Genomic DNA, 13958 nt, shown 5'->3' on the forward strand with positions numbered 1-13958 from the left:
CGGTGCGGCCCCGGGCGCCGCCCCCTTCTCTCTGCTCTCACTCAGTCCGCTCTTGATTTTCAGTCCGCCAGGTCGTCCCCGACCTCGCTTCGTGGAAGGACGCCCCCGATGAGGGTGCTGCTGCTGGGCGCCGACGGTTTCATCGGCCGCCGGGTCACCGATCGTCTGCTCATGGACCAGGAGTTGCAGGTGACGGTGCTCGGCCGGCGCGACTCGGCCGACATCCGCTTCGACCTGACCACCGGAAGCCCGGGCGCGCTGGCCCGGTTCCTGGACGCGGTCGTGCCGCAGGTGGTGATCAACTGCGCGGGCGCCACCTACGGCAGCTCGCGCACCCTGATCCGGTCGAACACGCTGGCCGTCGCCACCGTCTGCGAGGCGATCCGGCGCAGCCGGGAGCCGGCCCGGCTGGTGCACGTCGGCTCGGCCGCCGAGTACGGCCCGGTGCCGGGCGGGGTGCCGGTGTCGGAGCAGGCCGAGCCGCGGCCGGTCGGCCCGTACGGGGTGTCCAAGCTGGCCGGGACGGAGCTGGTGCTGGCGTCGGGCCTGGACGCTGCGGTGCTGCGGGTGTTCGACGTGGTGGGCCCGGGGGCGCCGACCGCCTCGCTGTTCGGGCGGCTCGCGGAGGGGCTGCGGCGGGCCCTGGAGCGGGACGAAACCCAGGTGCGGATGCCGGACCTGTCCGGATACCGGGATTTCGTGGACGTGCGGGACGTCGCGCGGGCGATTCAGGCGGCGGCGGTGTCGGCCGCCACCGGGGTGGTCAACATCGGCAGCGGGCACGCCGTCCGGGCCCGGGACGCGGCCCAGCTGCTGGTCCGGGCGTCCGGCTTCGAGGGGGCGATCGTCGAGGAGAACCGCCAGGTCCTGCTGCCCGCGCAGGCCGGCGGCCCGGTCGGCGACCACCTGCCGGGCCACCACCTGCCGGGCCACCGGGTGGAGGGCCACCGGCCGGAGGGCCGGGTCGCGGCGGGGGAGCCGGTGCCGTGGCGGCAGGCGGACGTGCGCACCGCCCGGGACCGTCTCGGCTGGCGGACACAGGTGCCGCTGGAGGAGTCGCTCGGGGACGTCTGGCTGGAGACGGCCTGCCGGGTCTGAGCGGCCACCGGGAGCGCCCCGGGCCCGTCGGCACAGGCCCGGGGCGCTTTTCCGGGCTCCGGCGGGCGGTCCCACGATCCGACGCCGGCCGTCTCGCCCATCGGACGAGCTGTCTCGGAATACCGGAGGGGCGTGACACTGTTGGCCTAGGAGCCACCCGCGTGGCGGCGCAGCAACCACCATGAGGCTGGCCCAGGCCACCTGAACCAGACACCCATCGGAGTCCCCGTGTCGTTGCCACCCCTGGTCGAGCCGGCCGACGAGCTCACCGTTGACGAGGTCCGCAGGTACTCCCGCCACCTGATCATCCCCGACGTGGGCATGGCCGGGCAGAAGCGGCTGAAGAACGCCAAGGTGCTGTGCGTCGGCGCCGGCGGCCTGGGCTCGCCCGCGCTGATGTACCTGGCCGCGGCCGGTGTCGGCACGCTGGGCATCGTCGAGTTCGACGTGGTCGACGAGTCGAACCTGCAGCGCCAGATCATCCACGGCCAGTCGGACGTGGGCCGCTCCAAGGCGGAGTCGGCGCGGGACTCGGTCAAGGAGATCAACCCCTACGTCGACGTGATCCTCCACGAGGAGCGCCTCGACAACTCCAACGTCATGGAGATCTTCTCCGGCTACGACCTGATCGTGGACGGCACCGACAACTTCGCCACCCGCTACCTGGTGAACGACGCCGCGGTGCTGCTCGGCAAGCCGTACGTGTGGGGCTCGATCTACCGCTTCGACGGCCAGGCCAGCGTGTTCTGGGCCGAGCACGGCCCCTGCTACCGCTGCCTCTACCCGGAGGCCCCGCCGGCGGGCATGGTCCCCTCCTGCGCCGAGGGCGGCGTGCTGGGCGTGCTGTGCGCGTCCATCGGCTCGATCCAGGTCACCGAGGCGATCAAGCTGCTGGCCGGCGTGGGTGACCCGCTGGTCGGCCGGCTGATGATCTACGACGCCCTGGAGATGAACTACCGCCAGGTGAAGGTCCGCAAGGACCCGGACTGCGCCGTCTGCTCCGAGCACCCGACGGTCACCGAGCTGATCGACTACGAGGCCTTCTGCGGCGTCGTGTCGGAGGAGGCGCAGGCCGCCGCCGCCGGCTCGACCGTCACCTCGGCGCAGCTCAAGCAGTGGCAGGACGACAAGGAGGACATCTTCCTGATCGACGTCCGCGAGCCCGGCGAGTACGAGATCGTCAACATCCCCGGCGCGGTGCTGATCCCGAAGAACGAGTTCCTCATGGGCGACGCCCTGGAGAAGCTGCCGCAGGACCGCAAGATCGTGCTGCACTGCAAGTCGGGCGTGCGCTCGGCCGAGGTGCTGGCCGTGGTCAAGGCGGCCGGCTTCGCCAACGCCGTCCACCTGGGCGGCGGCGTGCTCGGCTGGGTCAACCAGATCGAGCCGCACAAGCCGGTCTACTAGAACGCCGGAACGCACCGGAAGGGCCCGCCTCGGCGGGCCCTTCCGCGTATCCGGTGGACGTCAGAGCGCGCCGCGGCGCTGCAGCACGTTGTAGGAGATCCAGCCCGGCAGCACCGGCAGCCAGAAGGTGAGCGCCCGGTAGAGGAAGACCGCCGGGGTGGCGACCGCCGGCGACACGTCCGCGACCGTCAGGGCGCCGATCAGGGCGACCTCGACCGGGCCGATGCCGCCCGGGGTGGGGATCGCCGAGCCGGCCGCGTTGGCGGTCAGGAAGACCACCGCGACCGCCGAGAAGCTGACGTCGCCGCCGAAGGCCTGAACCGAGGCGTCCAGGCAGGCGGTGAAGGACAGGGTCAGCAGCAGGATGCCGCCGAAGCCGGTGACCAGCTTGCTGGGCGTCTGCATCAGGTCGAGCATCCGCGGCACCACGCCGAAGAACAGCGAACGCAGCCGGCCCAGCACGAACCGGCGCAGCGGCGCGACCGCCGCCACCACGAGGGCGAGCACGGCGGCGGTCAGCACGCCGATGATCACCGCGCGGGAGGCGGACAGGTCGCCGTTGGTCTGGCTGCCGGTGATCAGGCCGAAGCTGAACAGCAGCAGCAGGTGCCCGGCCAGGCCGGCCAGCTGGGAGGCGCCGACCGAGGCCACCGCCTGGCCGGAGCGGATCCCGGCCTTCTGCAGGTAGCGGGTGTTGAGCGCGATGCCGCCGATCGCGGCGGGCGCGACCAGCTTGACGAAGGAGCCGGCCAGCTGGGCCGCGACGGTGCGCCGGAACGGCAGCTTCTCCGGGACGAATCCGGTCAGGCTCATCGCGGCGGCGACGTAGCTGAACGCGGCCGCCAGCAGGGCCGCCGCCGCCCAGACCCAGTCCATCTGGGAGAGCTTGAGCTGGGCCGGCTTGATGGTGGTCAGCGCCAGGTAGGCGGCGAAGGTGAGCGCGATCACCATGATCAGGCTCTTCGGCTTCAGCCGCTCCAGCTTGGCCGGCTCCATCGGCGCCTCGGGGGCGATCTGGAGGATCTGGCCGCGGATGCGGCTCAGCAGGTCCTCGCCGGCCACCGCGATGTCCTCCTCGGCCTGCTGCTGGGTGCGCTCGCCAGCCGCGACCTGCTCCAGCGCCCTGGCCCGGGCGACGGTCTTGCGCTCCTTGGTGAGCCGCGCGAGGTCGACCCTGGTGGAGCGGCTCATCCCGACCGGCTGGAGCAGCGGCAGCGCCTGGGCGACCCGGTCGGCGCCGAGCACCGCGTTGGCGGTGGCGACGGCCCGCTCCGGGCCGATCCGCAGCGCGAAGGTGGTGACCAGCTGGGCGACGTCGATGCGCAGCGTCAGGTCGGTGGCGGCGATGTCGCCGCCGGAGAGGTTGACCAGGCAGGCCGTCTTCTCGTCCACCACCAGCAGCGACTCGCCGGTCAGCCGGCGGTGGGCGATCCGGCGCTCGTGCAGGGCCGCCACCGACTCCCAGAGCGAGGCCATCACCTGGTCGGTGACCTCCTCGTCGGAGAGCTCGTCCAGGATGCGGCCCTCGACCTTGCCGTAGACCAGGATCGCGGCGTCCGGACCCAGCTCGGAGGTGGCGACCAGCTGCGGCGCGCGGGCGCCCGACGCGGCCGCCGCGTAGGCGATCAGGGCCTCCTGCTCCAGCGCCTGGCGCAGCGACTGCGGGCTGCGGCGCACCGCCACCGAGCGCAGCCGCAGCCGCCGCCAGGCCCGGTAGAAGAAGCCGGAGGCCTGCTGCTCGCGGTCGATGATGTGGACGTCCAGCGGCGGGCCGCTCTGCTGGGCGACGTAGTAGCGGCGGGTGCCGCCGGGCGCGTCCGGGGCGCGGTGGGCGCTCTCCGGGGTGAAGCCGACCTTGCGCAGGCCGATCATCAGGTGCTGGCCGGTGGGCCGGATGTTCGGGGAGCCGATCGCGTACAGCGTGCCGTACGCGACGGACCAGCCGATCAGGACGGTGAGCAGCAGCGACAGCGGGGTGGTGTAGCCGCCGAGCAGTTCGGTGATCCCGCTGAAGACCACCACCACCCACAGGGCGACCCGCCACCGGGGGCGGCTCGACATGCCGACCGCGGTCATGTAGGCGATCACCGGGGCGAGGTAGCCGTGCACCGGGTCGGTGAGGGTGCCGTTGCTGTCCATCGGCAGCCTGGTCAGCGCGTCCCGGATGTGGTCGGAGGCGCCTTCGGCCACCCACCAGTCGATGCCCAGCGAGACGCCGTAGGCGAGCACCGAGGCGAGCACGCCGTCGGCGACCCGCAGGCCGTCGCGTTTGATCAGCCGCTCGACCGCGAAGGCCAGCGGCACGGCGAGCACCGCGACGCTGGAGAGCAGGCCGGTGATCGTGGAGAGCACCGCGGAGAAGTGCGGCGCGTTGGTGGCGATGTCCTGTTCGATGCCGGTGGTGGTCGAGGTGGCGATGCCCGCCAGCACGAAGACGGCGACTATGCCGAAGACGCCGGCCAGGAAGCGGATCAGGTCGGACGGGCGGTGCGCCCGGGCGGCGAGCAGGGGCTCGTCGACGTCCAGGTGCGGGGTGCCGTCCAGCGGGTCGTGGTAGTCGGGCAGCGGGCGCCGGGCCGGCGGTTCGGCAGCCGCCGGTCCGGGGACGGCCGGTTCCCCGGGGGCCTCGGCGGGTTCGGCGGGTTCGGCGGATTCGGCGGGTTCTTCGGAGGCCTCGGCGGGCGCGGGGGTCTTGATCGTCAGGTCCTTGATCAGGGAGACTTCCGGCGTCGGCCCGGTCGCGGGCCCACCACCGGGAGCCGAGGGCACGGCGGCGGCGGACTCGTCGGAGTCCTCGTCCACACCCACGTCAGCCGTCCCGGTCATCTGGTCTTGTCCTCGTATCACCACTCACCGCCCCGAAGATGGTGGCATGCCTCGGCGCCCCGTGCTGGACAGGGGCCGGATCGGGCGCGGCGGATCGTTCGTACGGGGCCGCGGGTGCGCCCCCGTGAGGAAGAATGCCGCAGGTGACGGACGTAACAGACGACGGCCTCCCGGACACCCTGCCGCCCTTCGCCGAACTGGTGCTCGACCTGACCGAGCGGATTCCACCCGGCAGGGTGATGACCTACGGGGACGTCGCCGAGTACCTCGGCCAGGGCGGCCCCCGGCAGGTCGGCCGGGTGATGGCCCTGTACGGCGGCTCGGTCCCCTGGTGGCGGGTCATCCGCGCCGACGGCCGCTTCCTGCCCGGGCACGAGCACCGCGCCCTCGCCCACTACGGCGAGGAAGGCACCCCGCTGCGCGAACTCGCCGACCCGCCCCGGGTCGACCTGCGCCGGGCCCGCTGGGACGGGCGGGAGCCGGGCGCCGCGGAGTGAGGTTGCCGCGGAACGCGCGACGAGGCCGCCGCGGACCGGGGATGCCGCGGACCGGGGATGCCGCGAAACCGCCGCGCCGACGGGAATGACGGGGCAGGATCGTAGGCTCGATACGGGCGGGCCCCGGCGGGCCCGCCCGACCACGCCTCCAGCACAACCCCAGGATCCGCCTCCGTGAGTTCCCCGTACCGGCTCGTGCGCAGCCCGCTCGTCCAGCCCGCCCCACCCGTGCTGGACGAGTACCAGCGCGCCGTGGTCGAGCACGGCGGCGGGCCGCTGCTGGTGCTCGCCGGCCCCGGGACGGGCAAGACCACCACCCTGGTCGAGGCCGTCGCCCGGCGGATCGAGGACGGTACCGACCCCGAGCGCATCCTCGTCCTCACCTTCAGCCGCAAGGCCGCGACGGAACTGCGCGACCGGATGTCCGCCCGGCTCGGCTCCTCCTCGGCAGCCCCCCAGGCCACCACCTTCCACTCCTTCAGCTACGCCCTGCTGCGCGCCCACCAGGACCCGCAGGACTACGCCGAACCGCTGCGGCTGCTCTCCGGCCCCGAGCAGGACGTCATGGTCCGCGAACTGCTGGCCGGCGGGGCCGAGGACGCGAAACTCGGCAGCTCCCGGATCCACTGGCCGCTCGACCTGCGGGCCTGCCTGACCACCCGCGGCTTCGCCGACGAGGTCCGTGCCGTCCTCGCCCGCAGCCGCGAGCTGGGCCTCGGCGAAGCCGAACTGGAACGCTTCGCCCAGGGCGTCCAGCGCCCCGACTGGGCCGCAGCCGCGCACTTCCTCGCCGACTACCTCGACGTGCTCGACCTGCGCGGCGTCCTCGACTACGCCGAACTCGTCCACCGGGCCGTCCTGCTCGCCGAACGCCCCGAGGTCGCCGAGCAACTGCGGCGGCGCTACGAGGTGGTGTTCGTCGACGAGTACCAGGACACCGACCCCTCCCAGGTCCGGCTGCTGCGCCAGCTGGCCGGCGGCGGTCGCGAACTCGTCGCGGTCGGCGACCCCGACCAGTCGATCTACGCCTTCCGCGGCGCCGACATCAACGGCATCCTCGACTTCCCGCAGACCTTCCGCCGGGCCGACGGCGAACCCGCCGACGTCAAGGTGCTGCGCGTCTCCCGCCGCTCCGGCGCCGTCCTGCTCGCCGCCTCCCGGGAGCTCGCCCGGCGGATGCCGATGGGCCGGCTGCCCGCCGACAAGCTCGCCCAGCACCGCGCGCTGCTGCCCTCCCGCGAGGGCGGCCGGGCCGAGGTCTACACCTACCCCACCCCCGGCGCCGAACTCGACTCGATCGCCGACCTGCTGCGCCGCGCCCACCTGGAGGACGGCGTGCCCTGGGGCGAGATGGCCGTCCTGGTCCGGGCCGGAGCCCGCTCCATCCCCGGCGTACGGCGGGCGCTCAGCGCGGCCGGCGTCCCGCTGGAGATCGACGGCGACGACCTGCCGCTGCGCGAGGAGCCGGCCGTCGCCCACCTGCTGCTCGCCCTGCGGGTCTGCGCCGAGCAGGCCGCCCGCGACCGGCACGGCGACCCCGACACACCCGACCCGCTCACCACCGACCTGGCCCACGCCCTGCTCACCGGCCCGCTCGGCGGCCTCGACGGCTCCGACCTGCGCCGCCTCGGCCGCGCCCTGCGCGAGGAGGAACGCGCCGCCCTGCGCGCCGACGGGGACCCGGCCGCCCCGCGCCCGGCCGGCGACCTGCTGCGCGAGGCCCTCGCCGAACCCGAGCGGCTGATCGCCCTCGACCCCGCCCACGCCCGCCGGGCCCGCGACCTCGGCACCCTGCTGCGCAAGGTCCGCGAACGCCTCGCCGGCGGCTGCACCGCCGAGGAGGCGCTCTGGGAGCTGTGGGACGGCAGCCGCCGCTGGCGCGAGCGCCTGGAACGGGCCGCCCTGCGCGGCGGCGCCGCCGGCCGCAACGCCGACCGCGACCTCGACGCGCTGTGCGCCCTGTTCGAGACCGCCGCCCGCGCCGAGGAACAGGTCACCGGCCACCGCGGCGCCCTCGACCTGCTCGCCGAGCTCGACGCCCAGGACATCGCCGCCGACACCCTCACCGTCCGGGCCGTGCGCCCCGAGGCCGTCCGGCTGATGACCGCCCACCGCTCCAAGGGCCTGGAGTGGCGACTGGTCGTCGTCGCCGGCGTCCAGGACGGCCTCTGGCCCGACCTGCGCCGCCGCGGCTCCCTGCTGGAGGCCGACCGGATCGGCCGCGACGGCCTCGCCGAACCGCTCTCCCCGGGCGCCCTGCTCGGCGAGGAGCGCCGGCTCTTCTACGTCGCCGCGACCCGCGCCCGGGAGCGGCTGATCGTCACCGCCGTCAAGGCCCCCGCCGACGACGGCGACGAGCCCTCCCGCTTCCTGCGCGAGCTCTACCGCGAGGACGTCGACCCGCGCACCGGAAGGGTCGTGCGCCGCACCCCGCCGGTCGTCGTCGAGGACGTCACCCACCGTCCGCGCCGCCCGCTGTCCGTCGCCGCACTGGTCGCCGAACTGCGGGCCGTCACCGTCGACCCGGCCCGCTCGCCCGAACTGCGCCGGGCCGCCGCCGAACGGCTCGCCCTGCTCGCCGCCGCCACCGACGACGAGGGCCTGCCACTGGTGCCCGCCGCCCGCCCCGACCGCTGGTGGGGCCTGGCCGACGCCACCGCCGCCCCCGACCCGCTGCGCAGCGCCGACCTGCCGGTGCGGCTGTCCGGCAGCGGCCTGGAGCAACTGGAGAACTGCTCGCTGCAGTGGTTCCTGGACAAGGAGGTCAAGGCCCGCGCAGCCGGCTCCGCCGCCCAGGGCTTCGGCAACGTCGTGCACGCGCTCGCCGACGAGGTCGGCTCCGGGCGCACCCCCGCCGACCTCGCCGTCCTGATGGAACGCCTGGACACCGTCTGGGACGCGCTGGCCTTCGACGCGCCCTGGAAGTCCCAGCAGGAGAAGACCCAGGCCCGCGCCGCCCTGGAGCGCTTCCTCAACTGGCACGTGCTGGAACGCGGCCGCGACCTCGTCGCCACCGAGCACGGCTTCGACGTCACCCTCGACGCCGGCGGCGTCTCGGTGCGCATCCGCGGCTCGATGGACCGGGTCGAGAAGGACGCGGCCGGGCGCGCCTACGTCGTCGACTTCAAGACCGGCAAGCAGATCCCCACCGACAGGTCGCTGCCCGAGCACAAGCAGCTCGCCGTCTACCAGCTCGCCGTCCGCGCAGGGGCCCTCAACGAGCTGCCCGGCTTCGCCGACCGCCCCCCGGCCACCGGCGGCGCCGAACTCGTCCACCTGCGCGAGCCCGCCGGCAAGGCCGCCCAGGACGCCCCCAAGGTGCAGCGGCAGGACCCGCCGGAGGGCGAGCCGTGGATCGAGAACCTGCTCGCCGACGCGGCCGGCCGGGTCCTCGCCGAGCGCTTCGTCCCGCAGACCGGCGGCGGCTGCGACCGCTGCACCTTCCGCCGCAGCTGCTCCGCCCAGCGGGACGGGGCGCAACTCGTCGAGTGAAGGTTGTCCGCCGCTCCGGTTAACGTTGCGGGGTGACCGCCGTGCTCAGCCATCCCGACCAGCTCAAGGAGCTGCTGGGCATCCCGTTCAACCGGGAGCAGATGGCGGCCATCGGCGCCCCCCTGGAACCGGCCGTGATCGTGGCCGGCGCGGGCTCCGGCAAGACCACGGTGATGGCCGCCCGGGTGGTCTGGCTGGTCGGCTCCGGCGCCGTCCGGCCCGAGGAGGTGCTCGGCCTCACCTTCACCAACAAGGCCGCCGGCGAACTCGCCGAACGCGTGCGCACCGCCCTGCTGCGGGCCGGTGTCACCGGGGAGGACGGCGCGGAGCCGCTCGGCGAACCGGAGATCTCCACCTACCACGCCTTCGCCGGCCGGCTGCTCAAGGAGCACGGCCTGCGGATCGGCATCGAACCCGACGTGCGGCTGCTCGCCGACGCCACCCGCTTCCAGCTCGCCGCCAAGGTGCTGCGCACCGCCCGCGGCCCGTTCCCCGCGCTCACCGGCACCTTCGCCAACCTGGTCGCCGACCTGATCGCCCTGGACGGCGAACTCGCCGAGCACCTGGTCGAGCCGGACACCCTGCGCGCCCACGACGAGGACCTGCTGGACACCCTCGCCACCGCCAAGCTCACCAACGACGACCTGCGGGCCGTCCCCGCCACCGCCCGGGCCCGGCTGGAGCTGCTGCGCCTGGTCGAGGACTACCGGCGCCGCAAGCACGCCGCCGGGCTGATGGACTTCGGCGACCAGATAGCCGCCGCCGCCCGGCTCGCCCAGCAGCGGCCCGAGGTCGGCGCGCTGCTCCGCGGCCAGTTCCGGGTCGTGCTGCTCGACGAGTACCAGGACACCTCGGTCGCCCAGCGGCTGATGCTGGCCGGCCTGTTCGGCGCCGGCCCGGGGGGACCGGGCGGCGGCCACCCCGTCAGCGGCCACCCCGTCACCGCCGTCGGCGACCCCTGCCAGGCGATCTACGGCTGGCGCGGTGCCTCCGTCGCCAACCTCGACGAGTTCCCCCGGCACTTCCCGAAGGCCGACGGCCGCCCCGCCGCCCGCTACGCGCTCAGCGAGAACCGCCGCAGCGGCGGGCGGCTGCTCGCCTTCGCCAACGAACTCGCCGCGCCGCTGCGGGCCATGCACGAGGGCGTCGAGGCGCTGCGCCCGGCCCCCGGCGCCGAGCAGGACGGCTACGCGCGGGCGGCGCTGCTGCCCACCCACGCCGAGGAGGTCGACTGGCTCGCCGACTCGATCGCCCACCTGGTGCGCACCGGCACCGCGCCCGGCCGGATCGCCGTGCTGTGCCGCGGCGGCGCGGCCTTCCCGGACATCCACGCGGCCCTGGTCGCCCGCGAGGTGCCGGTCGAGGTGGTGGGCCTGGGCGGGCTGCTGCAACTGCCCGAGGTGGCCGACCTGGTGGCGGTCTGCGAGGTGCTCCAGGACCCGACCGCCAACGCCGCGCTGGTGCGCCTGCTGATCGGCCCGCGTTGGCGGATCGGCCCGCGCGACCTCGCCCTGCTCGGTCGCCGGGCCGCCGACCTGGTGCGCACCGACCGGCCCGAGGGCGTGGAGGCGCTGACGGCGGCCGTCGCCGAGGCCGACCCCACCGAGGTGGTCTCGCTCGCCGACGCGGTGGAGACCTTCCTCGACGCGGAGCAGCCCGACGAACTGCCCTTCTCCGCCGAGGCCAGGGTCCGCCTGGCCCGCCTCGGCCAGGAGCTGCGCGACCTGCGCCGCTCGCTCGCCGACCCGCTGATGGACGTGCTGCACCGGGTGCTGGCCGTCACCGGCCTGGAGGTCGAACTCGCCGCCTCCCCGCAGGCGCTGGCCGCCCGGCGGCGCGAGACCCTGCACGCCTTCCTGGACGTCGCCGCCTCCTTCGCCGACCTCGACGGCGACCCCGGCCTGGCCGCCTTCCTCGGTTTCCTGCGTGCCGCCCAGGAGTACGAGCGCGGCCTGGACAGCAGCCTGCCCGGCGGCGAGGACACCGTGAAGGTGCTCACCGCACACAAGTCCAAGGGCCTGGAGTGGGACGTCGTCGCCGTCCCCGGTCTGGTCAAGGGCTCGTTCCCGTCCACCACCTCGCGCGAGCGCTGGACCAGCAGCAAGCGGGTGCTCCCGCACGCCCTGCGCGGCGACGCGGACACCCTGCCCGACGTGCGCGGCGGGTGGGACGGCAAGGCCATGACCGCGTTCAAACGGCAGCTGGCCGAGCACTCCGGCACCGAGGAACTGCGCCTGGGCTACGTCGCGTTCACCCGCCCGCGCACGCTGCTGCTGGCCTCCGGGCACTGGTGGGGGCCCAGCCAGAAGACCGTCCGCGGCCCGTCCGCCTTCCTGGAGCAGCTGCGCGAGCACTGCGAGCGGCCCGGCGCCGGGGAGGTCGAGCACTGGGCCGAGCAGCCGGAGAAGGGCGCCGAGAACCCGGCGCTGGCCGCCCCCGTCGAGCACCCCTGGCCGCTGCCGCTGGACCCGGCCGCCCAGCTGGCCCGCCGCCGGGTCGCCGAGGTGGTGCACGCCCGGCTGGCCGGCGCGCCCGCCCCCGAGCCCGAGCCGATGGCCGCCGAGGACCAGCGCCAGGCGGCCTCCTGGGACCGCGACCTCACCGCGCTGCTGGGCGAGTTGGAGCGCTCCCGGCGCACCGCCCGCGACGTGCCGCTGCCCGCCGCGCTGTCCGCCACCCAACTGCTGCGCCTGGCCGCCGACCCGGACGGCTTCGCGCGCGACCTGGCCAGGCCGATGCCGCGCCCGCCGCAGCCGGCCGCCCGGCGGGGCACCCGCTTCCACGCCTGGGTGCAGTCCCGGATCGAACCGCTGCTGCTGATCGAGCCGGGCGCGCTGCCCGGCGCGGACGACGACGGCATCGAGGACGAGCAGGACCTGGAGCGGCTCAAGGAGGCGTTCCTGCGCACCCCGTACGCCCAGCGCCGGCCGCACCGGGTGGAGGCGCCGTTCCAGCTGGTGCTCGGGGGGCGGGTGGTGCGCGGCCGGATCGACGCGGTCTACCGGGACGGTGACGTGACGTCAGTAACCGGTGGCGCGTCACGCTACGAAGTGGTGGACTGGAAGACCCACCGCGAGGAGACTGCCGACCCGTTGCAGCTCGCGGTCTACCGGATCGCCTGGGCCGAGCAGGCGGGCGTTCCGCCGGAGCAGGTCACGGCTTCCTTCCTGTACGTCCGCAGCGGGCGGATCGTCCGTCCGGCAGGACTTCCCGACCGAAAAGAGTTGGAACGGCTCCTGATCGGGAACAGTGAAGAATGAGTCACGCAGAGCATTCAAGTCATCACGGCAGCGCCCGAAACCTGTGCGTCATGCACGTTTCGTGCCTATTGTGGGGTCGGTAACCGGTCAACCCCCGTGCTCCGGCCGCCAGCGAGGCCCGCATTCCCTAACCCTCAGTCATCACCGCAGGTGCCCCAGGGCATCGGCGTCTTCTGCTGGAGTAACCGACGTTGAGCGCGACCGGATGGATCAGAGAGCGGTTCACCGGGCCGACCCCGGGACCCGCTCCGGGCACGACCGGCACCTGGCCGAGGACGGCGCTCGCGCTGCCCTTCATCGGCATGGCGCTGATCGTCGCCCTCGACTTCGTCAGCAACACCGAGGTGACGGTCGAACCGGCCCTCACCGCCGTCCCCGCGCTGGCCGCCGTGGTCAGCCACCGAACCTGGTACCCGCTCGCCATCGGCCTCTTCACCGAGGCGGTGGCCTTCCTGATGGCCTTCCGCAGCGACGCGCTCGACCAGTCCGTGCACGCCGCCAGCGTCTTCGCGATCCTGCTGGTCGCGCTGATCGGCTGGGTCAGCGCCACCCTGCGGCTGCGCCAGGAGCGGGCGCTGGCCGACGCCCAGCTCGTCGCCTCGATCGCCCGCCGGGTGCTGCTGCGGCCCGTCCCCGAGCGGGTCGGCACCGTCCAGGCGGCCGTCCACTACGAGGCCGCCGCCGCGCACGCCAGGATCGGCGGCGACCTGTACGAGGTGGTCAACACCCGGCACGGGGTGCGGGCCGTGGTCGGCGACGTCCGCGGCAAGGGCCTCGGCGCGGTCGAGACCGCCGCCGCCGTCCTCGGCGCCTTCCGCGAGGCCGCACACCAGGAGCCCGCACTGGACCGGGTCGCCGGCTGGCTGGCCGTCAGCCTCGACCGGGCCCTGCACGAGAACGACCACCCGGGCGTGGAGGAGGAGTTCGTCACCCTGGTGCTGATCGGCGTCGGGGCGGACGGCACCGCGGAACTGGTCAACTGCGGCCACCCCTCGCCGCTGCTGCTGCGCGGCGGGGATGTCCGGCCGCTCGAACTCGCCGAGACCGTCCCGCCGCTGGGCGTCCTCGACCCGGCCGACGTCCGGCCGCCGGTGCACCGGGTGGCACTGCGGCCCGGCGACCGGGTCCTGCTGTTCACCGACGGGGTGATCGAGGCCCGCGACCGCTCCGGCGCCTTCTACCCGCTCGCCGAGCGCCTCCCGCGCTGCGCCGACGGCCGCCCGGCGGACGTCCTGCAGCGCCTGCACGAGGACGTCGTGCGCCACGTCGGCCGCCAACTCGGCGACGACGCGGCCATGCTGCTCCTCCAGTACGCGCCGGCCCCCGCCGCCGGCACCCAACTACCGCACCAGCACGGCGTCCTGACCCGGCACTAGTC

The 13958-nt window shown here is 74.5% G+C and carries 7 protein-coding genes; 6 read left to right on the plus strand and 1 reads right to left on the minus strand.

Annotation, left to right across the window (positions count from 1 at the left end; translation table 11 throughout):
• The first annotated feature begins 108 nt into the window (after positions 1–108).
• Positions 109–1098, plus strand: a complete 990-nt coding sequence (locus AB0O19_RS21600; protein WP_363621473.1) for an NAD-dependent epimerase/dehydratase family protein — start codon at positions 109–111, stop codon at positions 1096–1098.
• Positions 1099–1326: 228 nt separating this feature from the next.
• A complete protein-coding gene (gene moeZ, locus AB0O19_RS21605) occupies positions 1327–2505 on the plus strand; it encodes an adenylyltransferase/sulfurtransferase MoeZ (RefSeq protein WP_363372596.1) in 1179 nt (392 codons plus the stop codon).
• Positions 2506–2565: 60 nt separating this feature from the next.
• On the opposite strand, the gene AB0O19_RS21610 is transcribed toward moeZ, so the two are convergent.
• Positions 2566–5331 carry a lysylphosphatidylglycerol synthase transmembrane domain-containing protein gene (locus AB0O19_RS21610; RefSeq protein WP_363621475.1) on the minus strand — a complete coding sequence of 922 codons (2766 nt, stop codon included), beginning with the start codon at positions 5329–5331 and terminating at the stop codon, positions 2566–2568.
• Between the two features lie 143 nt (positions 5332–5474).
• On the opposite strand from AB0O19_RS21610, the gene AB0O19_RS21615 reads away from it, so the two are divergent.
• The 4 genes from AB0O19_RS21615 (at position 5475) to AB0O19_RS21630 (ending at position 13956) form a co-directional block, all read left to right on the plus strand.
• The gene (locus tag AB0O19_RS21615) at positions 5475–5828 is read left to right on the plus strand and encodes an MGMT family protein (protein WP_363621477.1); all 354 of its coding nucleotides are present in this window, start codon (positions 5475–5477) and stop codon (positions 5826–5828) included.
• Between the two features lie 174 nt (positions 5829–6002).
• Positions 6003–9320 (plus strand): ATP-dependent DNA helicase, encoded by a 3318-nt coding sequence (locus AB0O19_RS21620; protein WP_363621479.1) that lies wholly within the window; start codon positions 6003–6005, stop codon positions 9318–9320.
• 32 nt (positions 9321–9352) lie between these two features.
• Complete coding sequence (locus AB0O19_RS21625; protein WP_363621481.1) at positions 9353–12580, plus strand: ATP-dependent DNA helicase; 3228 nt, start codon at positions 9353–9355, stop codon at positions 12578–12580.
• Between the two features lie 191 nt (positions 12581–12771).
• On the plus strand, positions 12772–13956 hold the full coding sequence (locus tag AB0O19_RS21630) for a PP2C family protein-serine/threonine phosphatase (RefSeq protein ID WP_363586732.1): 1185 nt from the start codon (positions 12772–12774) through the stop codon (positions 13954–13956).
• Positions 13957–13958 lie beyond the last annotated feature (2 nt).

Origin of the sequence: Kitasatospora sp. NPDC091276, assembly GCF_040684355.1 — a bacterium.
Classification (GTDB): domain Bacteria; phylum Actinomycetota; class Actinomycetes; order Streptomycetales; family Streptomycetaceae; genus Kitasatospora.

Bases quoted from the DNA above. Each gene is read 5' to 3' on its own strand.
- AB0O19_RS21600 (WP_363621473.1), top strand. From the start codon at position 109: ATGAGGGTGCTGCTGCTGGGCGCCGACGGTTTCATCGGCCGCCGGGTC.
- AB0O19_RS21610 (WP_363621475.1), bottom strand. From the start codon at position 5,331: ATGACCGGGACGGCTGACGTGGGTGTGGACGAGGACTCCGACGAGTCC.